The organism is Myxococcales bacterium, assembly GCA_022563535.1.
In the GTDB taxonomy this organism is placed as follows: Bacteria; Myxococcota_A; UBA9160; order UBA9160; family UBA4427; genus DUBZ01.
On record JADFNE010000049.1, the window covers coordinates 1 to 25,146 of the forward strand.

General features: G+C 59.4%; 21 protein-coding genes. 8 read left to right on the top strand and 13 right to left on the bottom strand.

All coding sequences use genetic code 11. The annotated features are described in order from the left end of the window. On the bottom strand, positions 1 to 436 hold a 436-nt coding region (locus IH881_14455; protein ID MCH7868895.1), incomplete at its 3' end, for a sel1 repeat family protein. A 297-nt stretch (positions 437 to 733) separates the two neighbouring features. Here IH881_14455 and IH881_14460 point away from each other — a divergent pair. Next, complete coding sequence (locus IH881_14460) at positions 734 to 1,072, top strand: hypothetical protein (protein ID MCH7868896.1); 339 nt, start codon at positions 734 to 736, stop codon at positions 1,070 to 1,072. Positions 1,073 to 1,094: 22 nt separating this feature from the next. On the opposite strand, the gene IH881_14465 is transcribed toward IH881_14460, so the two are convergent. Then, a complete protein-coding gene (locus tag IH881_14465) occupies positions 1,095 to 2,315 on the bottom strand; it encodes an MFS transporter (GenBank protein ID MCH7868897.1) in 1,221 nt (406 codons plus the stop codon). A 59-nt stretch (positions 2,316 to 2,374) separates the two neighbouring features. Next, positions 2,375 to 2,950, bottom strand: coding sequence for a phosphohydrolase (locus IH881_14470; GenBank protein ID MCH7868898.1), 576 nt, complete (start codon positions 2,948 to 2,950; stop codon positions 2,375 to 2,377). Positions 2,951 to 3,067: 117 nt separating this feature from the next. Between IH881_14470 and IH881_14475 the strand changes: the two genes are divergently transcribed. After that, complete coding sequence (locus IH881_14475) at positions 3,068 to 4,315, top strand: FAD-dependent oxidoreductase (GenBank protein ID MCH7868899.1); 1,248 nt, start codon at positions 3,068 to 3,070, stop codon at positions 4,313 to 4,315. A gap of 70 nt (positions 4,316 to 4,385) precedes the next feature. Here the strand turns inward: IH881_14475 and IH881_14480 are convergent, their stop codons facing one another. From IH881_14480 to IH881_14495, 4 genes are all read right to left on the bottom strand, one after another. After that, entirely contained in the window at positions 4,386 to 5,159 is a 774-nt protein-coding gene (locus tag IH881_14480) for an SDR family oxidoreductase (protein ID MCH7868900.1), read from the bottom strand. 47 nt (positions 5,160 to 5,206) lie between these two features. Beyond that, complete coding sequence (locus IH881_14485) at positions 5,207 to 7,594, bottom strand: aminotransferase class III-fold pyridoxal phosphate-dependent enzyme (GenBank protein ID MCH7868901.1); 2,388 nt, start codon at positions 7,592 to 7,594, stop codon at positions 5,207 to 5,209. Positions 7,595 to 7,700: 106 nt separating this feature from the next. Continuing rightward, complete coding sequence (locus IH881_14490) at positions 7,701 to 8,516, bottom strand: methyltransferase (protein ID MCH7868902.1); 816 nt, start codon at positions 8,514 to 8,516, stop codon at positions 7,701 to 7,703. Positions 8,517 to 8,520: 4 nt separating this feature from the next. Further along, positions 8,521 to 9,657 (bottom strand): glycosyltransferase family 4 protein, encoded by a 1,137-nt coding sequence (locus IH881_14495; protein MCH7868903.1) that lies wholly within the window; start codon positions 9,655 to 9,657, stop codon positions 8,521 to 8,523. A 409-nt stretch (positions 9,658 to 10,066) separates the two neighbouring features. Between IH881_14495 and fghA the strand changes: the two genes are divergently transcribed. Both fghA and IH881_14505 read left to right on the top strand, forming a co-directional pair. Further along, positions 10,067 to 10,903 (top strand): S-formylglutathione hydrolase, encoded by an 837-nt coding sequence (fghA, locus tag IH881_14500; GenBank protein ID MCH7868904.1) that lies wholly within the window; start codon positions 10,067 to 10,069, stop codon positions 10,901 to 10,903. A gap of 321 nt (positions 10,904 to 11,224) precedes the next feature. Next, the gene (locus IH881_14505) at positions 11,225 to 11,554 is read left to right on the top strand and encodes a methylamine utilization protein (GenBank protein MCH7868905.1); all 330 of its coding nucleotides are present in this window, start codon (positions 11,225 to 11,227) and stop codon (positions 11,552 to 11,554) included. A gap of 31 nt (positions 11,555 to 11,585) precedes the next feature. On the opposite strand, the gene IH881_14510 is transcribed toward IH881_14505, so the two are convergent. Continuing rightward, positions 11,586 to 12,713 (bottom strand): DUF2855 family protein, encoded by a 1,128-nt coding sequence (locus IH881_14510; protein ID MCH7868906.1) that lies wholly within the window; start codon positions 12,711 to 12,713, stop codon positions 11,586 to 11,588. Between the two features lie 291 nt (positions 12,714 to 13,004). On the opposite strand from IH881_14510, the gene IH881_14515 reads away from it, so the two are divergent. From IH881_14515 to IH881_14525, 3 genes are all read left to right on the top strand, one after another. Continuing rightward, on the top strand, positions 13,005 to 14,906 hold the full coding sequence (locus IH881_14515) for a HAMP domain-containing histidine kinase (protein MCH7868907.1): 1,902 nt from the start codon (positions 13,005 to 13,007) through the stop codon (positions 14,904 to 14,906). A gap of 249 nt (positions 14,907 to 15,155) precedes the next feature. Then, positions 15,156 to 15,815, top strand: a complete 660-nt coding sequence (locus IH881_14520; GenBank protein MCH7868908.1) for a TetR/AcrR family transcriptional regulator — start codon at positions 15,156 to 15,158, stop codon at positions 15,813 to 15,815. Positions 15,816 to 16,186: 371 nt separating this feature from the next. Beyond that, positions 16,187 to 17,095 carry a haloalkane dehalogenase gene (locus IH881_14525; protein MCH7868909.1) on the top strand — a complete coding sequence of 303 codons (909 nt, stop codon included), beginning with the start codon at positions 16,187 to 16,189 and terminating at the stop codon, positions 17,093 to 17,095. On the opposite strand, the gene IH881_14530 is transcribed toward IH881_14525, so the two are convergent. From IH881_14530 to IH881_14550, 5 genes are all read right to left on the bottom strand, one after another. Beyond that, on the bottom strand, positions 17,075 to 18,088 hold the full coding sequence (locus tag IH881_14530) for a glutathione S-transferase (protein ID MCH7868910.1): 1,014 nt from the start codon (positions 18,086 to 18,088) through the stop codon (positions 17,075 to 17,077). The two genes, IH881_14525 and IH881_14530, sit on opposite strands and share 21 nt — an antisense overlap. Before the next feature lie 19 nt (positions 18,089 to 18,107). Beyond that, positions 18,108 to 18,614, bottom strand: a complete 507-nt coding sequence (locus IH881_14535; GenBank protein MCH7868911.1) for a thioredoxin family protein — start codon at positions 18,612 to 18,614, stop codon at positions 18,108 to 18,110. A 162-nt stretch (positions 18,615 to 18,776) separates the two neighbouring features. Next, positions 18,777 to 18,899 (bottom strand): redoxin domain-containing protein, encoded by a 123-nt coding sequence (locus tag IH881_14540; protein MCH7868912.1) that lies wholly within the window; start codon positions 18,897 to 18,899, stop codon positions 18,777 to 18,779. Positions 18,900 to 19,304: 405 nt separating this feature from the next. Then, a complete protein-coding gene (locus IH881_14545) occupies positions 19,305 to 21,731 on the bottom strand; it encodes an MMPL family transporter (protein ID MCH7868913.1) in 2,427 nt (808 codons plus the stop codon). 205 nt (positions 21,732 to 21,936) lie between these two features. Continuing rightward, positions 21,937 to 24,024, bottom strand: a complete 2,088-nt coding sequence (locus IH881_14550; protein ID MCH7868914.1) for a sulfatase — start codon at positions 24,022 to 24,024, stop codon at positions 21,937 to 21,939. A 353-nt stretch (positions 24,025 to 24,377) separates the two neighbouring features. On the opposite strand from IH881_14550, the gene IH881_14555 reads away from it, so the two are divergent. Beyond that, entirely contained in the window at positions 24,378 to 24,989 is a 612-nt protein-coding gene (locus IH881_14555) for a DUF4136 domain-containing protein (GenBank protein MCH7868915.1), read from the top strand. The last annotated feature ends 157 nt before the right edge of the window (positions 24,990 to 25,146 follow it).

The following is a 25,146-nucleotide window of genomic DNA, read 5'->3' on the forward strand; positions in this document are numbered from 1 at the left end:
CCTGTGCGACGCCTCTACCCGCTTCGTACAGAACACCCAGTTGCGCTTGACCCGCGGGCAACCCCGCTTTCGCCGCCTTGATGTACCACTCGACGGCTTTCGCCAGGTCTCTGTCAACTCCATCTCCGACATCATAGAGTTGGCCAAGTTTGAGCTGTGCGTCGGGATGTCCTGCAGTCGCCGCACGGTGTAACAATTCGCTTGCAGCTCCCGGATCGCGCTCGCCGTCGAGCTTTCCGGAAAGCATCAGGACTGCGGGATAGTAATCGCAACGCTCGTCGCCTTTGCTTGCGCCTTCCTTCAGGAACTCTACGGCGTTCTGGTACTGCTTCTCCTCGACACTCTTCGAGGCAAGAAACAGATAGTCCGTTGCGCAAGCAGACCCGAGAACCAGCAGGAACCCGACTACGATCAGGGAGACAGGGCGGAACACCATCGGCGTACCCTCCTCTAGCAGCAGCGCTTCGAAAATAGATATTACAGGCTGGGAATTCCACTTGAATGTCGGGGATGAAGTCCAGCATGCTTCTGAACGCAGCTGGGCAGAACCTCAGATCTGAATCTGCTGCCAGCCTACTCCTGAAGATGGTGTTGTCAGTCTTTCGCGAAACTACCGGGTTCTGGTTTTTCGAAAGCACGGCCACGGCAAATATCGAGGGCAGGATGACGGCAGAACTCGCTCAATGTAGAGAAATGGAGCACGACGCCGGCGATCACAGGCGGGAAGAGGTGTTTGCCGGCTCTTGATCAACAGCGAATTACGGAGACGCATGTTTTTCGCATCAACAAGGAGGCCATCATGTACGATCGGATTCCCCAAGCTTTCGGGGTGCTGTTGCTCGGGCTCTGCCTTGGCTGCGCGACTGACAATGTCGCTGGCTCAGCGGCCGTCTCGGCTGAGGCTTCCCACGGTCACGATCACGCTGCGCCCAGTACGGATCGCCTCCACGCCAACCACACCAACCACACCGTCAGCCACGGCAACCACGGCCAAGGGAAGTTCGTTCTCGAAACCGACGCAGACCCCGCCTTCTATGCAAATCGCTTGAACGAGGCACTCCGCGAGCAATAACGGTTGTGATCGGTAGTGCCCATCAATCCTGATGCAGCTTGTCGATGCCGGCGAGCAGTGCGAGCAGCACGACCACCACACCGATGCCGTAGACCGTCAGCAACGTCGACATCAGCTCCACGTTCAGCGTCGCGACATCGCCGACGGCCCAGGATGCCAAAAAGAGTGTGCCCGAGAATGCCAGGCTCCCGGCCAGGCTCTGCAGCGAGAGATAGGTCGCACGGATTCCACGATCGAGCTTCGGCTGCACGATCGCGTTCATCATCGGATACCACAGACCCATGGGCACGGCGCGCAGGGCAATCAGCAGCAGGATCGCCGGGTGCAAAACCAGCATCATGCCGACGATGATCGCGCCTTGCAGAGCCATGCAGAGCAGCAGTGCCGGTCCCCGGCCGAATCGGTCGCTCAGGGCCATCGCCCGGGTCGCCGACCACGATGCCAGTAGCATCATCACACATAACAGACAGCCCGACACCGCGGGGGTCGGCGCGTAGTCGCCCTGGCCGTAGCCGGCCGTCAGAAATCCAATGTAGGGTTGCAGGAACTCGTACGGAACATGGTCGAACACCGTCATCGCCACGGCAAAAGCGAATACCCACAACAGAGTCCCATCGCGCAGCTTTCCGAACACGCTGAAGAAACTCACTTGACCTCGATCAGCCGACTCATCGGCTGCCGGCGGGTGCGCGGGCTCGACCATTCGCCATGCCAGGCCAAAAGCGGCGATACCGGCAGCAGCAGCCAGGGCGTAGGCGATGCGCATGTCAAACCCCGCCAGCACTCCGCCAATCAGCGACGAGATCGCGAGCCCCAAGAACCCGCGACTGACCATCGTTTCGCTCTGCGCGCCAATCTCACGTTCACGACCCACCACACTCAGTGAGTCATAGAGCATCGCGTTGTTGGTTCCCGACACAAACGCCTCTGAGGCCGCCAGGCATAACTGGCCCACGAGGAAGGGTAAGAGTGACGAGGTTGTGACGAACAAGACGCCGCCGACGGTCTGTGCCGCCATCGCGATCAACAGCGTGACGCGTCGACCGACTCGGTCTGAAAACCAACCCGAGGGCACCTCGAGCAAGACCAGGCCGAAGTAGTAAACCGCCTCGAGGAGCAACACGTCCTCGAGTGGCAGGATCGAGGAGAAATACAAAAAGAACACCGGCAACCAGAACAACAAATAGCGGCTGGTTTCGAAAACCATCAGCAGCCGTACATTGCGTTCCATGGCGGCGTTCACGAAGGGCTCGCCCCCTCCTGGCCACGGCCTGGATCTTCCATGGCGGAGTGTTTCACCCCTTAGTCCTGGTACTCGTCCCATCTGGATTGTGCCAGAACGCGCCGCACCAGCGGTTCGAAGTGCTCGACGGGTTGCGTGTCGTAAGCTGGATCGAACGAGCACTGATCATAGAGCGCGCAGAATTCGGCGGCGTGATCGTAGTGCGGGTGGTCTCGGTACTTCTCTCGGGCGTTGCGATCCTCGTCCAGGTGGTGCCAGAAATAGTATCCCTGAAAGATCCCGTGCATCTGGACCATCCAGAGATTTTGCTCGGAAACGAAGGGTTTGAGGATCGCCGCCGCGATATCGGCGTGGTTGTGACACGCCAGCATGTCCCCGATGTCGTGCAACAGTGCACAGACGACGTACTCTTCGTCGCGCCCGTCGCGCTGGGCACGCGTGGCCGTCTGCAGACTGTGCACCATGCGATCAACCTTCAATCCCCCAAAGCTGCCATCGAGAAGGCGCAGGTGTGCGAGAATTCGGTCGGGCAACCCGGCCACGAAGGGTTCCTGGGCGCGCTCGATAATTTGATAGTCCTCTCGGGTGCCGTCTTCCATGCGGGTGAAGCCGGCGATTTCCTGGGGATCCTGCATGCTACTGCCCTCCTTGAGTACAGATTACAAACCTGATGCGCGATGCGTACGCCCTCCCGGTATACTGCGCGAACCCATGTCAGTGCAAGACTTTCGTTCAAATCCCGAGGAGCCGGATTGACCCAGAATCCCGATGTCCTGGTCGTAGGCGGGGGCGTGATTGGCGTCTGCACCGCCTATGCGCTCCAAGAGCGTGGCGTGAGCACCACCCTCGTGGAACGCGGTGAGATCTGCGCGGGGGCATCTCATGGCAATGGAGGCTGGATCTTCCCAAGCGAGAGTTCACCGATTCCAGGTCCTGGGGTCATTCGGGAATCGTTGCCCTGGCTGATCGATCCGGAGAGCCCGCTCTACATCCGGCCACGCCCGAGCCTCTCTCTCTTGCGCTGGATGTGGAAGTTCCGAGCCGCATGCAATGAAACCGACATGCGCAGGAGCTATGGACTGCGCCGGGCGTTGAGTCTCGCCAGCCTCGAATTGTACGAAAAGCTCGCAGCGATCGACGGCCTGGAATTTGGATTCAAACGGGAGGGGCTGATCATCGCGTGCCGTACCCGCAAAGCGATGACAGAAGCCGAGCAAGACCTCCGCCTGCTGGAGGCCGAAGGTGGGAGCGCAAAGTGGCTGAGCGCCGACGAGCTGTGTCAACGAAATCGATCCCTCAGCCCGAATCTGGCCGGGGGGATCGAGCTTCCAGCGGATGCACACATCACACCGGGCGACTTTGTGCGCAACCTCGCCGCTCTACTCGAACGACGCGGGGTTTCGATTCGGCCAAACACGGAAGTGTTGGACATCGAGTGGTCGCGGCGCGCACCGGTCCGTGTCCGCACCACGCGCGGCGACTTCACTGCGAGCGAGGTCGTGCTCGCGGCAGGCGCATGGACTCCGGAGCTTTCGCGCAGCCTGGGACTGCGTGTGCCCGTCCAAGCCGCCAAGGGTTACAGCATCAGCGTCGAGCGCCCCGAAGATTATCCCGAAACCCCGGTCATGCTCGCCGAGGCCAAGGTCTTCGTCACGCCGATGGGCGCGATGCTTCGCATGGGCGGCACCCTCGAGCTGGCGGGACTCGACCTGCGCATCAATCGCCGCCGCCTCGACGCGGTGGCCCGTGCCACCCGCACCTATATGCCCGGGCTCGCCCCCACTCCGACGATCGAAATCTGGCGCGGCCTCCGACCCCTGACTCCCGACGACCTCCCCATCATCGGTCGACCTCGCGGCACCGCGGGCTTGATCCTGGCAACGGGACACGGGATGTCGGGGATCTCCCAGGGTCCGATGACGGGCGAACTGATCGCGCAGATCGTCACAGGGGAGAAACCGTCCCTCGATATCGCACCCTTCTCACCCGATCGTTTCTGAAGAAGGGTTCGGAAGCCTGCTCCATTGAGGTACGGAACCTGGGAGTCTGCGCCTTCTGCCGCGCAGGCTCCTAGAGCGCAACCTTGTATTCCTGAATGGTGTTGCCGCCGTCTACGACGATGAGTTGGCCGGTGATGTAACTCGCCTCTTCGCTCGCGAGGAACACGGCGACGTGGCCTACTTCTTCCGGTGTACCCGCCCGGCCCGCCGGTGTGTGGCGACCGGCGAGGATGTCGTCCTCTTCGCTGACCGCGGTCTTGATCCATCCCGGCCCGATGCAGTTGACGGTCACATGTGGACCGGCTTCGATGGCAAGCGACCGGGCCATGCCGAGCAGGCCGGCCTTTGCGGCGCCATAGGCGGCACCTCCCGGAATGCCGACCACCGGACCCGTGACCGATGACATTTGCACGATTCGACCGTATTTGCGCTCGATCATCCCAGGAAGCAGGGCCTTGGTCACGAGGAATACACTCGTCAGGTTGATGTCGATCAGGTAGCGCCAGCTTTCGTCCGAGGTTTCGAGCAACGGCGACCACGGTTCATCTCGGCCGACCTGCACCATGCCCGCGTTGTTGACCACGATATCGATCGGACCGAGCGCATCCTCGACTGCCTCGATCAAGGACGCGACCAAGGCAGAATCCGTGAGATCTGCGGTCTTTGCAAAGGTTTGGTCGTGACCGCCACCCAGTTCCTCGAGCCGCTCGAAGATCCGATCCGTCGTCGATGTGATGGCGACCTTTGCGCCCTTGGCCCTGAGCAAGCGTGCGATTGCGAACCCGATCCCGTCTGCACTGCCCGCACCCGTCACCAGTGCAACTCGTCCTTCGACACCCGCCATGGGGATCTCCTATTACCATGATTCCAATTGCTGTTTTCGCAGGGCCGCTAGAGCTCCCGAAGGGCTTGATCGAGTGCGGCTATGAGTTGTTGGACATGGTTCTCGTCGAAGACCAAAGGGGGGCGGATTTTCAACACGTTGCCGTAGCGGCCCTCGCGTCCCACGAGCACCCCTAAATCTCGCATTCGATTGACGATGGCGCGGGCCTCTTTCGCCGCCGGTTCGAGGGTCGAACGATCGCGCACCAATTCCACGCCGATGAACAGGCCGGCCCCTCGCACATCTCCGATCAGGGGATGTTGCTCTGCGAGCTCTTCGATCTTCGCACGAAGCACTGCGCCGACCCGTGCCGCGCGCTCTTGCAACCCTTCTTCTTCCAACACATCGAGAACCGCGAGCCCCACCGCACACGACACCGGGTTGCCGCCCGTTGTACTGAAGAATTCGCATTCTTTCATGAGCGACGCCACGATTGCGGGTGTTGTCACCACCGCGGCCATCGAAAGTCCATTCCCGATTGGTTTCCCGAGAGTGACGATGTCTGGAACCACGTCGTGGGCTTGGAATCCCCAGAAGTGATCGCCGGTTCGTCCGAAACCCGACTGCACTTCATCGGCCACGCACAGCCCTCCGGCCGCACGGACTTTTTCGAAGGCTGCGGAGAGGTAGCCCGGAGGCGAAACGATGACGCCATTGGAGGCGAGGATCAGGTCGAGAAGGAACATGGCGGGCGCAAAGCCCCGGCTATCTAGGGACGCGATGGCGTTGTCTAAACATGCCGCGTAGTGGTTAGCGTATCGTGGATCGTCCCTGCGGAATTTTCCTCGGTAACCATCCGGTGCGAGGACCGTGGCAATGTGCGCGGCCAGCGGTCTGCCTTCGCCGAATTCGGCGGGGGAGAATTCGTAAATCGCGTCGGTGGTGCCGTGATAGGCGTCCTCCATCACGATGCCGCCGGAGTTCCCCGTGTGCGCTTTGGCGAGACGCCAGGCGAGATCGTTGGCTTCGCTTCCCGAGCATACGAACATGCAGACCGAAAGATCGCCGGGCATGGTTGCGGTGAGGCGATCCGCGTACTCAATGACGGATTTATAGATGTAACGCGTGTTGGTGTTCAGTGTCGCGGCTTGTCGGGCGAGGGCCTGCACGACGGTGGGATGACAATGTCCGACTGAGGGGACGTTGTTGTACGCGTCGAGAAGCGAGCGCCCCGTTGAATCGATGAGCCACACCCCCTCGCCACGCACGACGTGAACAGGGTTGTCGTAGGAGAGTTCCAATTCCGGCCCGAGACGTTGCCGGCGCCGCTCGATGAGCGATTGCAGATCGTCTTCGCTTGACGAGGTCGCGGCAAAATCCGAAACCGCGATGGAGACCGGCGTCGCGCAGGCGCGGCGAAGTGCCGTGTACATGCGCTCTGCCCCCCACCCGCTCATTCTTTCGAGCAGTTCCCCGGTCTCCTGGACCCCCGCCATGATGTAATCGGTGTTTTCCGGGTGATCGCATACGCGCCAGTTCGCAACGGCGACGGACATCGCACATCGGGTGGCTACGAGATCGAAAATCAGGCGAAGTTCTTCGTCCTCCAACGCGGTAACGGCGTGATAGCCCGCCGTGATCTCTGCCGCGGTAGCGATGGGATCTGGGTGTTTGCCGATCAACTCTGAAATCGGCACCGCGAGATCACAGACCAGCGGTGCGTGAATGAGATCACCAAAGTCGATGACGCCTGTTACGCGGTTTCCGTCAACGAGGGTGTTCATACAGCTGACATCGTTGTGGATAACCTGCGCGCGCAGCGTCTTTAGTCTTGGAAGCACCTCCGCTTCGAAGTGATCGAGAACCTCCTCGACAACGCGGCGGCGTCCGGGTTCTTCGATGAGGTGAGTTCGCTTGCGCAGCCCCGGCGCCTGGGTGAGATCCCAGAGCAGTTCGTGGCGAGCCACGGGATGAAAGAAGCCGCGCAGGGCCCGGGCCAGGCGCGCAGCCGTGGCCCCGACATCGCGCCCGAGCGCCGGGTGTAGCATGGCTTCATCGAGCAATTGACCCGGTAGAAAGCTGAGCACCCGGGTGATGAAACGCCGCCCGTCTGAACCGTCGACTTCATGAAACAGCGCGCCGCCGGGAGTCGCCTTGACCCGGGGAATCCCCAGGCTCGGGTCCATCTGGGCGATGTGCAGCAGCGCCTGAGTCTGCATGTCTAGCAGCGCCGGATTCTCAGCAGGATTCGCGATCTTGAGAACCCACTCGCTCCCATCCTTGGCGCGCAATCGAAAGTTCTGATCCCGCTCGCTGACCAGTAGCTGTGCGGACGCCTGGATGTCGAAGGCCTGCTGGGCGAGTGCTTCGGCTTCCTCGATCGAAAATGCCGGGGCCTGCGCTTCCAATACGCTTTCGGCTTTGGCTTCGGTCTGGGATCGGGTGGTGGAGGACATGACTTCAAACTCCGCAGTAGTCAAGAAACTAAACATTATGATGCCGAGATTCGACACCGTGTTTTCGGGTAGGCCGCGCCTTCGGCAATCGCGCCGGCCGATACGTCTAGTCGAAGAATACTAGAACCCGCGTTTCAATGCTCTCACGCGGTGCGGCATCGGCGGGAGCATCTGGGTTGACAAATGCGGCGTGGATTGCCCTCCGGGCCGGGCCGTCCAGACTGGAATCGAAGGTTTTGATCAGCACCACTTCGCCAGGTGTCATGGCGGAAAACCAATACCAGCGGTGGTCGGGGTTGTGGATTACGAGTTGCAACTCGCCGATTCTGTCTTTTGCGCGACGTTCACTGGCGACAAGGTCGGCATCGCGAATGGTCCTTGCATCACAGATGGCCAGCGGCGTGGTAAGCACCGGCCCGGCGATGGAGCGCCAGACGTTGACGATGGCAAAGCGGTGCTGCAAGCGGGCATCAGCTTCCTGATCGGACAAGATATCACGAGCCCGCCGGAGAGCAGAGGCATCCGAGTAGTCGTTGTGAATTACCGCAGACGGCTCGCGAACATTGCGGGCGCCACGTATATCCGTGGCATCAGAACGGCGCGTGTTATCGAACACGACAACATGAGAGGCCCCGGTCGCCTGCAGCACCAGGTTTTCAGCCTCGCGTTCATACACCTCACTGACTTCTGCATCGTCATAAAAATCAGAGACCGATGTGTCATGCCTGATCAGGCGAAACCCTTCCCGATCCAGTGTGGGGGCAGGTTTCATTTCCCGGGCGTCATGGATCGTGACCGCATGGGATGCGAACTTCGCCGAGATATCCAACCGCGCATCCGCCCCAGCTTCAGACGCGATATAGATTGGCTTCTCCGTTGACGGGATCAAATAGCCCAACTCAGTTTGAATTGTCGTCGACATTGCCTCAATCCAAACCACCGCGAATCGCGCGGTCAATCTCTTCCCAATAGCGCTCGGCCGCGCGGTCCCAAGAAAATTCCTCGACCCGCGCAAAGCCGCGCTCGCGCAGATCTGCTTGCAAGGACGGATCCGACAACACGCGATGCAATTTTTCGGCGATGTCATTGGGGTCGTTCGGATCGCAGTAGAGCGCCGCGTCGCCCGCCACTTCCGGCAGACAACTCGCGTCGGCAACGACCACCGGCAGACCCGAGCCCATCGCCTCGAGCGTCGTCAAGCCGAAGGTCTCGAGCCGCGAGGTGATCAAGTAGACGCCGGCCCGGTCTAGCTTGCTGGCCACTTCCTCAGCGGTCGCAGTTCCGGACAGGGTCACGAGATCGCCGACTTTCCGGTCGATGATGCGCTGATCGAGAGATTTTGAATACGCCTCATCCCAGCGCGAGCCCACGATCTCGAGTTCGAGATCATCGCCATAGCGATCGCGATAGCAGGCAATCGCGTCAATCATCGCTTCGTAATTCTTGTGGTAATAGAGATGACCGATCGACAGCACCGTATTATCGCGCTCTGCCGATGGCCGCGCATTGCGCTTGACGATGCGACCTCGATCCACGCCGTTGTTGATCACCGTATGGGCAATCTCATCCATCGGCCACCAGCTGCGCGCATCCGTGATCGACGCCTCGGTGAGGAATATATTTTGAACATTCTTGCTGAGCGACAGGCGCGCAACGACGCGCTGAATCGCCGCATACAGACGCAACCCAAGCGGTTGCGCGATCGGAGTAGGCGTATAGATATGCGGGTTTTGCCAGACTCCCAATTGCGGAACCTTCGCTCGCGCACACGCGAAGCCGCCCAGATTGAGTATCGCGCGGGCACCTCGCTCAGCAATCACCGCCGGCAGGTGCCGCTGCTCGTAATACCAACGATTCGGGCGCGAGAGCAGCGCAGGCAGATGACACACCTCGACATTTTCCGGATACGAAAATTCGGCAACTTCATCCAATGAGCTGACGAGAATCAGCCGATCGTCGGGCCGCAACTCGGCCATCTTCGCGGTCAGGTTTTGCGCCACCACCACGCCACCGCCAAATACCTGCGATACCGCGTTGATCAGGATCGGACCACGCTCACTCACGAACACAATTCCGTTTCATTTCGAATCATCAGACGCTGCGTCGCTTGCTCCATTTGCATCAACACTCCCAACAGCCAAAGAAATCCTGGTTTGGGGAGTAAGGACAATCAAGCCGAGTGTACGTCGGCAAGTTGATCTGGACAACGGAATGCATTTGCCAACACTACAGCTACCACCTGCACGGCATCGGCTCCTCTGCGTTTGGCAACCTGCGGAAGGCGAGGAATTTTCGCAGCAACCAGGGATTGGGTTCAAAGATCTCTGCATCCCCTCCTTCGGCATCCCCGCCCAGGCGGGAACCGTCAAGCCTGTGCACCAGGGAGGTCGCGGCCCAGATCAGCAGAAAGAAGTGATTTCGATTCTCATGTCGTAACATCTCGCCACAATACAAAAGACTTTGGAGGAAGACTTGGAGACGATCAGCGAAGCGAAAATGTTCGGCGGCGTGCAGGGGGTTTACCGGCACGCGTCCGAGGCAACAGACTGCGACATGGAATTTGCGGTCTTTGTGCCACCCCAGGCCCAGGAGGGACCGGTTCCGGTGCTCACCTATTTATCGGGCCTCACCTGCAGTTGGGAGAACGTGACGGTCAAGGCCGGTGCCCAGCGCTTCGCCGCAAGCGCGGGAATGATCTTGGTTGCTCCCGACACGAGTCCTCGAGGCACCGATTTTTCCGGTGAACACGAAAGCTACGACTTCGGCTCGGGAGCCGGTTTCTACGTGGACGCAACACAGGATCCGTGGTCTCAAAACTACCGGATGTACAGCTACGTAGTGGATGAACTCCCGAAGCTCATCGAAGCGAACTTTCCCGCGGACTCCACGAGGCAGGGAATCTTCGGCCACTCCATGGGGGGCCACGGCGCCCTGGTAATCGCGTTGCGAAATCCGGAGCGCTACCAGTCGGTTTCCGCATTCGCGCCCATCGTTGCTCCGAGCCAGTGTCCATGGGGCGAAAAGGCATTTGGGGGATACCTGGGCCCAGACCGCGAGGCTTGGAAGGAATACGACGCGACGGAATTGATCGCGCACAATCGTTGGAACTCCGAGATCTTGATCGATCAGGGCAGCGCCGACAATTTTCTCGAAAGCCAACTCAAGCCTGAACAATTTCGCGAGGCATGCGATGCCGCCAACATCAGCCTGACCCTGCGTTACCAGGAAGGTTACGACCACAGCTACTACTTCATCGCGACATTCATGGAAGACCACATCGCCCACCACGCGAAGCTGCTATCCGGTTGAAAAGGCGGCTTCTAGGAGTGGTCGCCAGGTAGGTTGTTCATCCGGGTCTCTCGGGAAATCGATCGAGAAGGGGCTTTACCCTCCAGCGGCTCCCGCGCGCGTACCTGCGCTCTTCGGGATGGGCGGGGCCGTACTCGACTTCGGCCCATGGCTGCCGGTGCTTCGCTCTCGACGCATCACGATCAACCTATTCGGGCGGGTCGTCACGCTCCAGAAAATACCGCCCGGAAATCTTCACTCTTTTCCTGATCGTTTAGCTCACACCGCATGTCGATCTGGTCCTAGGAGCTTCCCTTTGCGCGAATCTGAAAAAATGAGAGCATGAAGAAACAAACGCTGCTGAGGGCAAGCATATTGATGATTGTCGTGGGCACCGCCCAGGCGGAGGACGTGGTCGTGGTCCAGAAGGACAAGGCCTTCTCCCGCAGGATCGTCACGCTTGTCGTCGGTGACCGACTTGTCTTCAAGAACGAAGACTCCGTGATACACCACACGTACTCGCTGGACGCTGACTTCATCTTTAGTTCGATCCGTCAGAAGCCAGGCGGCGATACGTCGATCGTCATGAACTCGCCAGGCACTGCGACGATTCGTTGCGGCATTCATCCCAGGATGAAGCTCGTCGTCAATGTGAAGCAGAGCCGAAAATAGAGAATTCTTCGCGGCTGTCTCGCTCGACGCGTCAGCTGCCAGAGGCCGCCTGTTCATCGTCCCAAAGCGACAGGACGTTGCCCTGATCCGGGCGCGCGCTGCCCTGGAGGGTGGCCTGGTAGACCCTCTCCACCCCATCTCGACCGTAGGCGCGCTCGACCCGCAGCCACTTGTGGGTTGACTCGACGAACGCCTGAAGCGAAGCCCCGAGTCGGTCCTGGAACTCCTGGGGCCCCCATTCGGCCACGCGCTTTTGAATCTGAGAGGGTGCGAAGAAGAACTCTCGCTTGGGGCCCGAGAAGTCTCGGTCTCCACCGCCCGCGTCCCAGTGGGTGGCTCCGATGCTCATGCTGTACTTGAGACTCGATCCGAGGTGTTCGTGAATCTCGCGTGAAATTTTGATGTTTCCCGCCATGTCGACAAAGACGCTCGGTTCGTCAGTCGGCAGCGAGCCGATCGCGTCATACGTCAGCACTCGGTCGTAGAACCCAGTGCTCTCCACGAACTCGAGATTCCGCGCGGATGTCAGCCCAATTGCTTTGGCTTGACCTTGCTCCGCCACGCGAAAAGCCAGTGCGATGGAGGTCTTGCTCGAGGCGCTCGAAATCAACACGGAGGTTGCACCGTAGTGGTTGCTCTCTGCGAGAAAATCGTCAGCCAGAAAAGATGTCAAGAAGAGTCCGCGGGTCAGCATCAACTCGTCTTCGTACTGTGCGGAATAAGTCGGATCGGTTTCGGTGGGTCGATATTGGCTGTAAGCAGGAGCGATGTCTGCTCGGTGGGCCACGCCGTCTACGATCGATGTCGGAGATGCCGAGGACGGTTCGATCAACAGATATTTCGACATCGGGTAGAAACCGAAGCAGCGCGTGCCGACCGATACGCCCTCGTAGTTGGAGGCAATCACATCAGCAAAGCCCATCGTCGGCAGTCTTCCCCAGCCCGGTTCGGTGGGAAAGAAGTTCCAATACTTGAGCAGGTCGCCCGCCCCGGCGTAGCTGATGTTGTTGGCCGTGAAAGCGAAGCGGTCGACTCGGAAGAGCACCTGGCCGGGCGCGATGTCCGCAGGGATCGGGTTCTCGACAAAACGAGTCTTGTGCCAGGCGCTCTTGTCGACCAGGAAATCGACATTGGACAGAGAGATGTTGTCTACAGACATGGACTTTTCCTTCCGTTTTTTGCGAAGACCCGCTCAGGCTCGTCGCGACGCAGTTGGTGTCGCAGTTCGTCAACGACGTCCCAGCTTGTTATCAGGATAGGGGGTGTTGCCGCCAACGTTCTATCCATGTTGTTCCACAACTACCCTTCCGTCCCTCGACTCGAACAAATCCAGCTCTATATTGCGCGTTATGCGGGGAGGCGGGCTCTCCTGATTTGCCTAATATGGCTCCTGTTGAGGGGTGAGGGGCCCCTCCGTGATGCACCTCCGCACTACGGAGTATGAAATGGCATGACGGGAGATCTGGTCGCGCGCGATGCGCAGGAACTGGACTCCACCTCCGTCGTGTGGCTCCGTCTTCTGCTCCTGGTTTCGCTCTTTGCCGCGCTCGTCTTCTCGGAGTGGTTGTTTTGGCTCGGCAGTGCGCACGAGCAAACTCCCTGGTGGGTCTCCGCCACCTTTCCCGTCTTCTCGCTGGTAGCCGCTTGCGAATGCTTCCGCACGTCTGCGAAGCTGGTGGGAAGCCAGCGTAGAGCCTGGCGCCTCTTCGGCTTCGGTTGCTCGAGTTTGCTTGCCGGAGACTTGATGTGGGGAGTCTGGGACTCGTCTCTGAGCGTTGCAATACCCGCGTTCGTCCTCCTGGACGCATGTTATGCCGGGTTTCCCATCAGCTTCATCCTCGGAACCTGGTATTACCGTATTCGAATTCCATCGACAGACGATGCATTCATCCAGATTGGCAACCTTGGGATTATTTTTTCCGCAACCCTGCTCATGTACATCTTCGCCAACGTGGACTTTCTCGGCGGGACGATACCAACCTACCTCGCGGACATCACGGTATTGCACGGGACCTTCTACGTCTCCGCATCCCTGTTCGCGTTGATCGTCCTGTCGCTCCATAGCCGGGGACGCCGGCGTCAGATCATGTCGCTCATCTTCATCGGCCTCTGCTTCAACGCGCTGGCCAACTTCATCTTCATCAGTGACTTGGTGGGGGATGGATATCGAGTGAGTTCTCTCTCGAGCGGCCTAATTCTGATCTGTGCATCGTTCATCATTTGGGCTGGCTTCGAGCAGCGCCACATGAAAGACGAGAATGCGGCGGTTGCGCGCTCCGCCGAGAGCGAGGCATTGGCAAAGCAGTGGGAAAGCCTGCTTCCGCCCCTCGCCTTCGCGGGAGTCCTCGTGGTAGCCCTGGCACAGCGCGACCGACTCGTCGCAAGCCTGACCCCCTATGCCATAACTGCTTCGCTCGTCTTCATCGGTGCGCTCGCCATGCGCAACTGGTGGGGCCATCGTCTCGAAAGTCGGCTTCGGGTCAAGGCGTCGCGCAGCCAATCTGCACTGGAGAAGATCAATCGCGAACTCGCGGCCCAGAACGTCGAGCTACGCACAATTCAAATCGAACTAGGGCAATCCCAACGCCGCTTGGCAATTCACCGAGGACAACTTGAAGTGTTGGTCGCCGAGCGAACTCACGAGCTGGAGAAGTCGCGCCAGGCGCTGCACAGATCAGACCGCCTGGCGTCCCTCGGCACCCTCGCCGCGGGCCTCGCCCACGAACTCAACAACCCCCTCGGAATCATGCAACTGCAAGCGGACGACGCTCTGCTCCTGCGCAACAAGACCAACTCTGAGGATGCTCTGAGGAGCATTCTCCAACAGCTGCGACGCTGCGCGGAGATCGTCAGAAGCGTTTTGCGATTCTCACGGGATGAGACATCCCAGAAGCGTGCGGTGGACATGGTCGACATCGTGCTGCGTTCGGCAAAGCTCGCCGGCCACTATGCAACCCGGTCGAACGTCGAGATCAAGTGCCAGATCGAGAGTCGGCTCGGGGCATCCAACGTGTTGGGGAATGCGATCGAGTTGGAGCAGGTGATCGTCAACCTGCTGCGCAACGCGATCGAAGCGAGCGATAGCGGGTCTCGGGTAGAATTAAATCTGTCTTGCGTCGGAGAGCTCATGAGGCTGAGCGTAGTAGACCAGGGCGCGGGCATGACGGACGAGACGCGAGAGCACGCCTTCGATCCCTTCTACACGACGAGACGCGATGAGGGCGGCACGGGCCTGGGGTTGAGCGTGGCCCACGGCATCATGGAGCAGCACGGTGGGTCGCTTTACGTCCACTCCCATGAAGGCAAGGGGACAACTGTCACAATGGAGATTGCGAGGCTTGAAGCGATCTGAGCGTTTGCGCTCACCCTCCCGTCTGAGTTTTTCCTATTTCCGTTCATCTTGATCCCAGGCGGGCCAATCGTTGTAGAGCCGCGATCCGACTATCCACTCCGGATTTGCTACTCTACGTGATTAAGAGTCACAGGAATTTGATTCATCGCGCAGAAGAAATCGGGCCGGGGCTCACCAGTCGAAGCTTCTCCCTGGTTGCGACGCGCGCCTCGACGAAGGCAGCTCCACGAAGCAGGGAGAGGCGGGCGTATGACAGAGCATTCAAGACCGAAGACCCAACAACCGCTCAAAGACATCGATCAGATCGAACTTCGTTCGCAACCGGTCCAGAAACGCTCCAGAGAGACGGTGCATCTGATTCTCGAAGCGGCCGCAGAGCTGATAGACGAAGTGGGTGTGGTCGGTTTCACAACGAATCTATTGGCGGAACGGGCGGATATCCGCATCCGAACGATCTACCGCTACTTCCCCAACAAGCTCGGCATCCTCACTGCGCTCATCATTCACCTCAATGAGGATTTTGAGGAGCGGGTGATGCGGAATTCGGAGTTCGGCGATCCCAAACGCGACTGGCGCGAACTGGTCAGCATTTGGATTGACGACCTGTTGGCGTGGACCCGTGACCGTCCGGGGGCCCGCCTCCACATGGGCTGGATGACCACCGTCCCCGAAATCCTGGCGCTGCAGGATCGAATGGACGACGAGTGGGCACGCGGCATGATGGATGCGATGCGCATGCGGGGCGTAAAGCTTCCCCCCAAGCAGCTTTACGCAATGTGCCGCTGCTTCAACGAGACACTCGACTCGATGACATCCCTGGCAGCTTTTAGCGAACAGGAACATTCGGACGAGATCATCAGCGAGACGCGGCACATGCTCATCCGCTACCTCGAACCCTATCTCGACTGAACTCGCCCGAAGGGCTGCCGGCCGAAGCAGCGGGTGAAGCGCAGCTTGCGCAATACGCATCGCGCCTGTTTCAAAAAACCGGCCTCAATCGCTCGGAGATCAGCGATGGTCTCCTGGTGTTCATGGCGAGGGAATACCAGGATGCGGTGGTCCTGGTGACTCCGAGTTGGCCATCGGAGCTTCGTGAGTAGATCAACTGGACTTTCCAGAACGAGACGCTCAAAGCGGTTTCCGAAGGAGATCCGTCGCGTGGAATTGCGCAACTCGTCGAGCGTTTCGATCAGATCGTTCGGATGAGAATTTTAGCGAAGTGACATCGAGATTCGTCGCTGCGCGCTAGCCTTTCCCGTACTCGTGAGGAGGATAAAACAATGAAGGTAAAGCGAACGCCGGACGAGCGTTTCGAAAACTTGCCGGGTTATGACTTTGCACCAAACTATGCCGAGCTAAAAGATCTGCGGGTTCACTATCTCGATGAAGGGGATGCGAGCGCCGATCCGGTCTTGATGATGCACGGCGAACCCTCTTGGAGTTATCTCTATCGCAAGATGATTCCAATCGTGGCCGGTGCGGGGCATCGCGTCATCGCTCCAGATCTGGTGGGCTTCGGGCGGTCGGACAAGCCCGTCGATCGGGCGGATTATAGCTACGAGCGTCACGTCGAGTGGATGCGGACGCTGCTCTTCGATCGACTCGATCTATCGCGAATCACACTCGTGGGACAGGATTGGGGAGGCCTGATCGGACTCCGCCTGGTGGCCGAGCATCCGGATCGCTTCAGTCGCGTCGTCGTCGCCAATACGCTCCTGCCCACCGGCGATCAACCCCCGGGCCCGGCCTTCGAGGCATGGCGGAAGTACTCCCAGGAAGTTCCTGATTTCATCGCTGGAAAGATCTTGAACGCTGCGACGCAAAACGAACTCACGCCCGAGATTTGCGCCGCCTATGACGCTCCCTTTCCCGATGATTCCTACAAGGCCGGCGCTCGCATCTTTCCGATGTTGGTTCCTACGAGCCCCGACGATCCCGCCGCCTCGGCGAATCGCGCCGCGTGGGAGGTACTGCGGCGATTCGACAAGCCCTTCCTCAAGGCGTTCAGTGATGGCGATCCCATCACGGCTCAAGCCAAAGATTCTTTCGACGTCGTACCGGGCTCCCGTGATCAACCTCATACGACCATCGTGGGTGCCGGCCACTTCTTGCAAGAGGATAAGGGGGAAGACCTCGCGCAGGTCGTCAACGACTTCATCCAGGGCACGTCAGACCGCCAGCCACTTTAGACAGGCGGCCTCAGCCAGAATCCCGTCCAATTCAGTCCGATCGTCGACCGCAGCATATCGCGCGCGCAGCATTGCCAACGAGCGCGCGTGATATTTCTGCGGGCTTTGGCGCCACGTCCCACAACGCAGTTCAACATGGTATTCGCTCTCTCCGCCCTCGAGCGCTTTGGCGTTCGCGTCCGTCCAGGGCAGAAAGAGTCCGCCGACATGATCCCGCAAGATCGGCATCAAGGTCGGCGCAAGCGCATCCCAGTCTTCGAAATTGCCGGATGCTTTCGGATCGAGCATGCGTTCGATCCACGGCACGATATTCGCTCCGTCGGCTTCGATGATTTCGTTGCAGGTCGGGTCCGTCCACGCGCTGTAGAGCTGCCCCCAAAGACCGAAATCGCCCAGCGAAGGGCACTGGCCGAAGAGAAACGAACGACCCGCAAGATGAGCGTCCAACTGCAACACGAATTCCTTGAAGGTCGACTCGATCTGCGGCGCAGTCTGCTCGTTCGAACCCACATAACCGCCGCGAGTGATCATGCGAGCCTTGATCTTGGCCGCGATCCCTTCGTATTGTCCAGCGTCGAGATCGGGCATCAAGCTCCGTGCAATTCGATCAGCGGCCGAATCCTGATCCAGCGGGCGAGCCCAGCGATAGTGGAACATCCACTTATTGCCCCACTCGTCCGCAAATTCCTCGATCAGGGCCGAGAGAAACGCGAGAGCAAGATTTTTCGGATCAATTGGCGGTTCGGGAAAGCTCGACTCCAAACGCTCAATGATCAGGGTCGAATCCTGCAGCCCTACATCCTCGGGTGTAGCCACCGCCGGGATCAGCGGAAGCTTTGCGTACTTCTTGTATTCGTCCATCACCGCATTGCTGCGCTCGATCCATTCGTGGGGAATGCCCTTGTATCGGAAGTACGAACGAACCTTGACCGAGTAGGGGGAGATCTCGCTACCAAAGATTCGGAATTGATCGGCCGTTGTCCTACCCTCCATGGATCGCCGAGCCGACTCTTCAGTCGCCCGACTCATTGGACTCGTTCGAATCACCAGACCCAGCGCTCGTCGGTGTCAGCGCATCCATTGGATACACAGGAGCGCCTTCTGCAAAGAGATCAAAGAACTCGGGACCAAAGGGATTCATGCCGCGCATCGGCATCGAGCCGCGTCGGATCGTCCAGTCCTTTGGCGCAAGCTCGCCTGCCCGGACAAAGTGTTGCTCGGCCGCCTTCTCGCGCCCTTGCTCGTTCAAATGAGTAGCGAGCCGCCGTTCGGCCCGGGCGAGCTGACTCTCCGTTGTCGGCGGCAAGCGATTCGCCCGAACCTCGTCGGGAGAAAGCTCCCCCGCGCCTTCGCGCACCCATGCACGAATCATTTCCAGATAGGGCTCGGACTTCTTCCCATGAAACTGTGTGAAGGTATCGGTTCCGAATTGCGCGTCATTTGGGCGCACCACGGTTCCACTCTCGTCGATCCAGATCATCGTCGGCACGTTGACAATGTGATAGAGCTCCGCGATCACGTGGGCGGTATCGATCAGGCTCGGATGCGTCGGCCTCGCGCCCTCAATATACGAACGCGGATCGTCGGCAGAGCGATCAAGCGCGACGGTAATCGGAACGAACCCTTCGTCACCGAGTTCTTCGTATAAGGCCTGCCAGACCGGCAGATCTTCGCGGCAGCCTCACCAGGACGCGTAAGCGATCAGCAAAACCTTCTTGCCCCGGTGATCGGAGAGCGAGTGAAGCGTGCCCTCGAGGTCGGGCAGCGAGAAATCCGGCGCAGCTAGACCCGCGAGCTCCTCCACGCGATCCGCGAGGGCAGTACCCAGCGCAGCGGCAGCTTCCCCAGCGTCCAGGGCCAGCGGCCTGCCGATTGCTTCGGCGAGCATCTGGAGGTCAATGCCCTCCGCAGTGGAGAGCGTGGACGCATCCGAAACGGGAACGCAGACATCCGCCCGACACAGGCCTTCTGGCTTCAGCTCCCAACCGAGTGCGCCCCGCACCTCAGCGGCGGGTATCCGCACCCGTCCATTGGAGATCGTCGCGGAAACCTCGTGCGCGCTGTCTCTTTCGAGAAGCGTGAATGTCGACATCGGATCCTCCTCGACGGATGTACGTCAGATGCTGGCTCTCGCAGCTTACCGCACCCACTGCCCAGTCGTTCGGTGCAGCCGGGCGAACGTGTGCCCCTCGAAACCTCGAGTCAGGTCTCACGCAGAAATGAGCGGCTTCTCGCGTTTTGGCATCACGAGCACCGCAATCGCGGGGGCCAGCAGGATATCGGCCACAAAAGCCGCGGCGATTGCAAAGCAGGTCAGTACCCCCGTGGCGACGAGGTTCTCCATGGTGGCCAGCATGAAGCCGGAGAAACCCACGCAAAGTACGATCGACGTAAACAGGATCGCTCGCCCTGTTGTCACCAGGGTGTCGGTCACGGCGATCTTGGGATCGCCCGTCATGCGGTAGTTGCGCTGGAAGACGTGCATGAAGTGGATCGTGTCGTCGACCGCAATCCCGAGCACTATGGCGCCAATCATCATGCTCGAAAAGTCGAGGGGAAAATCGCACCAGCCCATCAAGCCCAGGGTGAGGATGATGGGGAAGAGATTGGGGACCATGCTAAGAAGTCCGCCGCGAAGATCTCCAATCATGAGAATCATCATCGGCGTAATGATCGCGAGCGCGAGTAAATAAGACTGGGCCATGCTGTAGATCACAGCGGTCATGATTCGCGAGAAGATGACAGTGCCCCCGGTCAGGACCACCTCGACCTTATCCCCTACGATCTCGAACGCCCGCGCCTCCACGGCATCGATGAAACCCAGGGTATCGACCGAATCGACCCAGGGGATACGTATACTAAAACTCGCCATGGAGAACTGCGAATCCACGAAGTCCGCGAGATCCTCGGATCCCGAGTTTTCGAACAGCAACAACTCCTGGGCGGTGAGTTCGGGATTTTCCGGAATGACATAAAACTCAGCCCGATTCTCATTCAATGCCTGGTGGGTCTCCTTCACGATATCGGCAATGGACGTAACATGGCTGGTCTCGAGGCCGTCTACCTCCAAGTCAAGAAGCACCGTCTTCAGCCGATCGAGTCGCACGAGCACATCGGGATCTTGAAATCCGTTCTCGACCCCGGGCGTCCTGAGCAGGATCTGGAGATCCCCCGATCCTCCCATGCGATCATTCACATAATCCAATGCCTCGTGGAGAGGACTCTCATCTGGAATCCAGTCGACCGGATGATGAGAAAATCTCAGCTGCGTGATCCCCGCCAGCGCCAGAGCCACCAACCCGACACCCACGGCAACTACGAACTTGGGTCGCTGGATCGCCAACCTCCCTGCAGCGGCCAGCACTCGGTCCGATAGACCACGCGCTTCGAGATCGCTCAAACGCCCCCGGCCCTTCAGGCGCAGGAGTCCGATCAACGGAGGCAGGGCTACCAGCGTAAAGAAGATCGTGAACATCACCCCGATTGGCCCCACGATTCCGAAGTGTCCCACGGGAGCCAGCTCCGCGGTCGAAAACGAAAGCAGTCCGCCGGCGGTGGTGAGTCCGGCCATGAAGACAGGAAGGCCTGCGTGTGCCATTGCATAAGCGACGGCATCCTCGCTGCACTGTCCGCGGTCGAGCCCGCGATACACGAGTACAAGGATGTGAACCGCACCACATACCCCCACCGCGAGCAAAAATGAGGGTAGAACCTGGATCGGCAGCGTGACCGGAATCCCCAACAGAGCCATTGTGCCTCCCGAGCATAGGAGCGACAGGGCAACGAGGACGAGCGGAATCAAGACTCCCGAGATGCGGCGAAACAAGACAAAGAGCAACAGGGCAATGACGAAGCTCGACGAAACAATACTGACCAGGATATCGTCCTGCATTTGACAAAAGATCCAAGCATCGAAAATGGGACCACCGGTCACGAACATCTCGTAGCCTTCGACGCGATGCCGCTCGATGACAAGGTTCACCTCGTCAGCAATCTTCATTGTCTCTTCTTGCGTGCGAAACTCCTCGGCGCCCTCCTCCCCAAAACCCGCGAGCACGTCGTCGCCCGCGGTCCCATCCGCTAGCGAGGAATAGCGATCGAACTTGGCTACGAGCACCGTCGCACTCCCATCGACTGATATGAGCGCGTTGAGATAAAGCGGATTCGCCAATACGCGCTCACGCAGCGCAGCTAACTCCGCCGGCGTCGTCGGGATCGTTTCGAGGAGATCTTCGACCACCAATTCGTCGTCGCGACCAAAGGTGTTCCGCGCGTTGATGAGACTCGTGACTTTCTCTAATTGGGCCACTTCCTCCATATCTCGATGAAAATCCGTGAGCCACTCGAGAAATGCCACATCGAATATTTCGGGCGGCTCAATCGCGACGATGACCGCCTGACCGTCTCCAAATTGGCGATTGAACGCGTTGTAGGCAACGCGCACGGGATCCCCTGGCCGGAGGAATCCTTCATCCGAGATGTCGATTTCGAGGCGGGGCAACTGAAGCAGGAGCCCCGTGACCACCAGTGAGCAACCCACCAGGACAATGGCGGCATGGGCCATGGCCCACCGGGCCCAGGTTCCAAATCCCGCTTCGATCGCGTCGCGCAATGGAAGCGCTCGAGAGTCGGCCATTCCTACGTCTCCGATTCGCTTAGACGGACGATTTCGACACATGCACAGTGAATTGCGGAGACTATCGGGACGCGGCGCAAGCCGCAATTTTGTGAAAAAGACGATATTGCGCCTTGTGTGAAACCAACAACGAGAGAGCCGTTCCTGTTAATGAAGAATTTTCAGCAGCCAAGACGGAACGACGCCCATTTTCCGGTGTCAATTCCTATTGGATATACCCGAGGGCACGAAGCGCATCGAGTGTTTCCTCGGAAGGTTGCGCGCGCGGGCCGCCGCCGGCTTCCGCGTAGCCAATGCGCGGACCGAGGGTTGCGCGCATTGTTGCAACTTGTTCGGCTTTTCGGCCGGCTAGATCTTCGAGTTCAGAAGGATCGCCGAGGACCTCGAAGAGTTTGGGGGATTCATTGGTGGATTCGATCAGTTTGAATCCCGCTGTCTCCACGCTGCGAAGTTCACGATTGAATCGTTCGCCGAAGTGTTCGACACCATGTCGGTAAACATAGAGCCAGGAAAGCATTTCGCTGCGCTGCTCTCCCCAAGCCAGGCCGTCGATACCCGCAGGCGCCTCGACGCCCGCGTGCGCGAGAACCAACGGGAATAGATCGACACTCTGCATTGCGCCGGCTGGCAGCCCTTCGGGCCCGCCGGATCCCAACTTGATGAACAGCGGCACCTCGAGTTGATCGCGATAGAGGCTGACATCGTGCCCATAGTCCCCGTGTTCTCCGAGTGCTTCGCCGTGATCCGAGGTGACAATGATCAGCATCTCCTCAAAACGCGGATGCCGCTTCAAGCGAGCGAACAAGCGCTCTAGCTGGGCGTCCAGGAAGCGAAGCTCACCATCGTAAAGGGCCGTGACGTGATCGATTTCGTGTTGCGCGGCTACGCGATTCTCCGCGTAGGCAATGTGTTGGTAGTACTGCTGCTCGATGGGAACCGGCATATCGTCTTGAACGCCGGCGAAATAATTCGTGTAGGGCGGTGGGGGAAAGTAGGGGGAGTGGGCGTCGAGGTAGTTGAGAAATAGAAAGAGCGCGCTGTCCTCCACGTCATCGATCACCTGGATCGCCGAATCAGTGATCTGGTCCGCCCTGCGGTACGGAACATCTGGCCCGAAAAAGTTCAAGGCAGAGAACGGCGGGATGTGGCTCAGCGCGGCGGCATGCCATTGTGTGTCCGTCGCCAGCCGCCAAGGCGTTCGCTCCCGCATGCTGTGGAGCGAATCCTTCTCCGCCGTGTATTCGTGAAACCCGCGCGCGAGGCCGTAGCTGGGCGACAGGCATCCGTAGTTCCCAGCGATCGCCACCGTCCAGTAGCCCGCATCGGTGAGCGTCGAGGCCAGCGTGGGCATCTCTTCACCCGCAGCGGTCAGTTCGGGAAGCGGTAAGAAGTTGATTGTCTGATCGGGGTCATCCAGAAAACCCATGTGCGCGCCATGCCGGGGCGGATAAAGACCCGTGAAGATCGAAGCGTGGGTGGGCAGGGACCAAGGTGCGTTGGCGACGCTGCGCAGCGGCGGCAACCCGTATTCGCGAAAGAAATTTTCGAGTGCGGGCATGGTGTCCCGCGAATACCCATAGGCGGCGAGGTGGTCTGCGCGCACCGTGTCCAGCACGATGAGTACGACGGGCGGCGGTGCGCTGGTGCCCGCGCGAACGCCGGCCGGGGTCAGGCTCTCGATCTTCTCGATCTCGACAAACCCAGCCAGGAAAGCCGGCGAAAGCGCAAACGCGACAACGACGAGGGAAGTCCCGGTGCTGGGCAGACGCGATAAGGCCGCAACTCGCCCCGCCCCAACAACGATCGCCGCTCCGCTCAGACCGACCAGGCCGAGCACCGCCACAGTTGCAAGATCGATGTTCGAGACGCCGCGAAAGTGTTCGAGTTGGAACCACAACAGTGCAGCACCCAGAAATGATCCGATGGGAGCCGCAACCAACGGCGCGGCGCCGGATCGCATGAGACGAGCCATGATTGCGCTTCCCACAATCACGATCGCAAAGATGACAACCAGCGTGAGTGATCCCGCACGAGACCCAATACGCGGTACCAGCGCGAACGCAGCCGGGCTCACCAACAAGACCGCGGCCCAGGCCGCCAGGCTCTTGCGGGTGATGATCGCAGTCACAACACAGTAAAGAAGAATGGCCGCGCCATTCGCAGCGATCAGTGAAACTGGAATGGGCGCATCGGCGACGCGAAAGAAGGGGACCTGGGCGGCTAGCGCCAGCGCCGAGGCGGCCAGGCTAGCTACGATTCGGGCCCGAACATCCGCCGCGAAATCCAGCTGCATCGGGAGGCTCCATTCGGAGATCCAAGGATCGCCACGAGATCATTCCCAGAGCACCCTTCAGTTCCACGCAGCTAATCGGCAGCTTGCTTCTCTAAATCAAGCAGGCCTCACATTAAATCGAGCCGGCTTGGAGCCGCGAAAACTTGGAGACTCAGGAGATTGCGACCGGTGTGTAATCTTCTCATGGCAAGAAACACGCGAGCAGGTGCACGATGTAGGAATGGCTTGCCTTGGCAATGGCAAGCTGATGGAAAGCTCGCCTCGAGCCAACTCCGAAGCAGATTGTCCGGTTGGCGTTGTCAGAGATGCCGGAATCGGCGACCCTGATGGCCTCGATGGCAGGAGGGGATCCGATGCAGATCTCCAACTCTCGTACCGTGCGGGTGGACCGACGACGAACCAATCGAGTTCTCATCGTAACGGTCTTGGCGACGCTAGCCTACGGCTGCGCCACGAAGGCAATCCTGCAGGTTGAGCGCGACCCCGCGGCGGACTTCTCGCAGTACTCGACCTGGAGTTGGTTCCCAATCCCCAGCGACGACGACCGAGATCGCAGCGAGAGCGAGCGCGAACTCAGCCGCCTCGTTTGGGAGCAAATCGTTCGGGAGTTCGCCAAGCGCGGCTTCCACTACCAAAGGCAGGGCGCAGACCTGGGCGTCGGCGCACGGTTGAGGGTGGGAAGAGAGAAGCACGTGATCAGTCAGATCCAAGCGATCGAAACCTTGAACAGCCTTCACACTTCGCCTTCGTATGAAATTCAGGCCACAAACCATGAGGTCAAGTTCTACGAGCGCGGTCGGCTTACGATACGCGTGACCGAGCTACGTCGGAACCAGGAAGTGTGGCGAGGAGAGTATACGGATACGCCTCGCGAAATATTCGCACCCCATGCGAAGGAAGCGGTCACCATCACCCTCGAGAGCTTCCCTGGCATCTCGAAGGGAAGCGATCCCGCACCCCATTGAAGAAACAAGGGGTTGGTAGTTCATCGGGATATTTCACGAATCTTCGAGCCACTGAAACGCGAGTAAACTGGCTTCTTTGGATTCGAGAATATCGAGCGCGACCGAGTCCAGTTCAGATCACCACAGAAGACTCGACAAATACTGCTAAAGCGGGTCG

Excerpts from the sequence above, each read along its gene's own strand:
- IH881_14550 (MCH7868914.1), bottom strand. The coding sequence starts at position 24,024 with ATGCAGCTGGATTTCGCGGCGGATGTTCGGGCCCGAATCGTAGCTAGC.
- IH881_14555 (MCH7868915.1), top strand. The coding sequence starts at position 24,378 with ATGCAGATCTCCAACTCTCGTACCGTGCGGGTGGACCGACGACGAACC.
- IH881_14530 (MCH7868910.1), bottom strand. The coding sequence starts at position 18,088 with ATGGAGGGTAGGACAACGGCCGATCAATTCCGAATCTTTGGTAGCGAG.
- IH881_14485 (MCH7868901.1), bottom strand. The coding sequence starts at position 7,594 with ATGTCCTCCACCACCCGATCCCAGACCGAAGCCAAAGCCGAAAGCGTA.
- IH881_14520 (MCH7868908.1), top strand. The coding sequence starts at position 15,156 with ATGACAGAGCATTCAAGACCGAAGACCCAACAACCGCTCAAAGACATC.
- IH881_14505 (MCH7868905.1), top strand. The coding sequence starts at position 11,225 with ATGAAGAAACAAACGCTGCTGAGGGCAAGCATATTGATGATTGTCGTG.
- IH881_14470 (MCH7868898.1), bottom strand. The coding sequence starts at position 2,950 with ATGCAGGATCCCCAGGAAATCGCCGGCTTCACCCGCATGGAAGACGGC.
- IH881_14490 (MCH7868902.1), bottom strand. The coding sequence starts at position 8,516 with ATGTCGACGACAATTCAAACTGAGTTGGGCTATTTGATCCCGTCAACG.
- IH881_14525 (MCH7868909.1), top strand. The coding sequence starts at position 16,187 with ATGAAGGTAAAGCGAACGCCGGACGAGCGTTTCGAAAACTTGCCGGGT.
- IH881_14515 (MCH7868907.1), top strand. The coding sequence starts at position 13,005 with ATGACGGGAGATCTGGTCGCGCGCGATGCGCAGGAACTGGACTCCACC.
- IH881_14510 (MCH7868906.1), bottom strand. The coding sequence starts at position 12,713 with ATGTCTGTAGACAACATCTCTCTGTCCAATGTCGATTTCCTGGTCGAC.
- IH881_14480 (MCH7868900.1), bottom strand. The coding sequence starts at position 5,159 with ATGGCGGGTGTCGAAGGACGAGTTGCACTGGTGACGGGTGCGGGCAGT.
- IH881_14545 (MCH7868913.1), bottom strand. The coding sequence starts at position 21,731 with ATGGCCGACTCTCGAGCGCTTCCATTGCGCGACGCGATCGAAGCGGGA.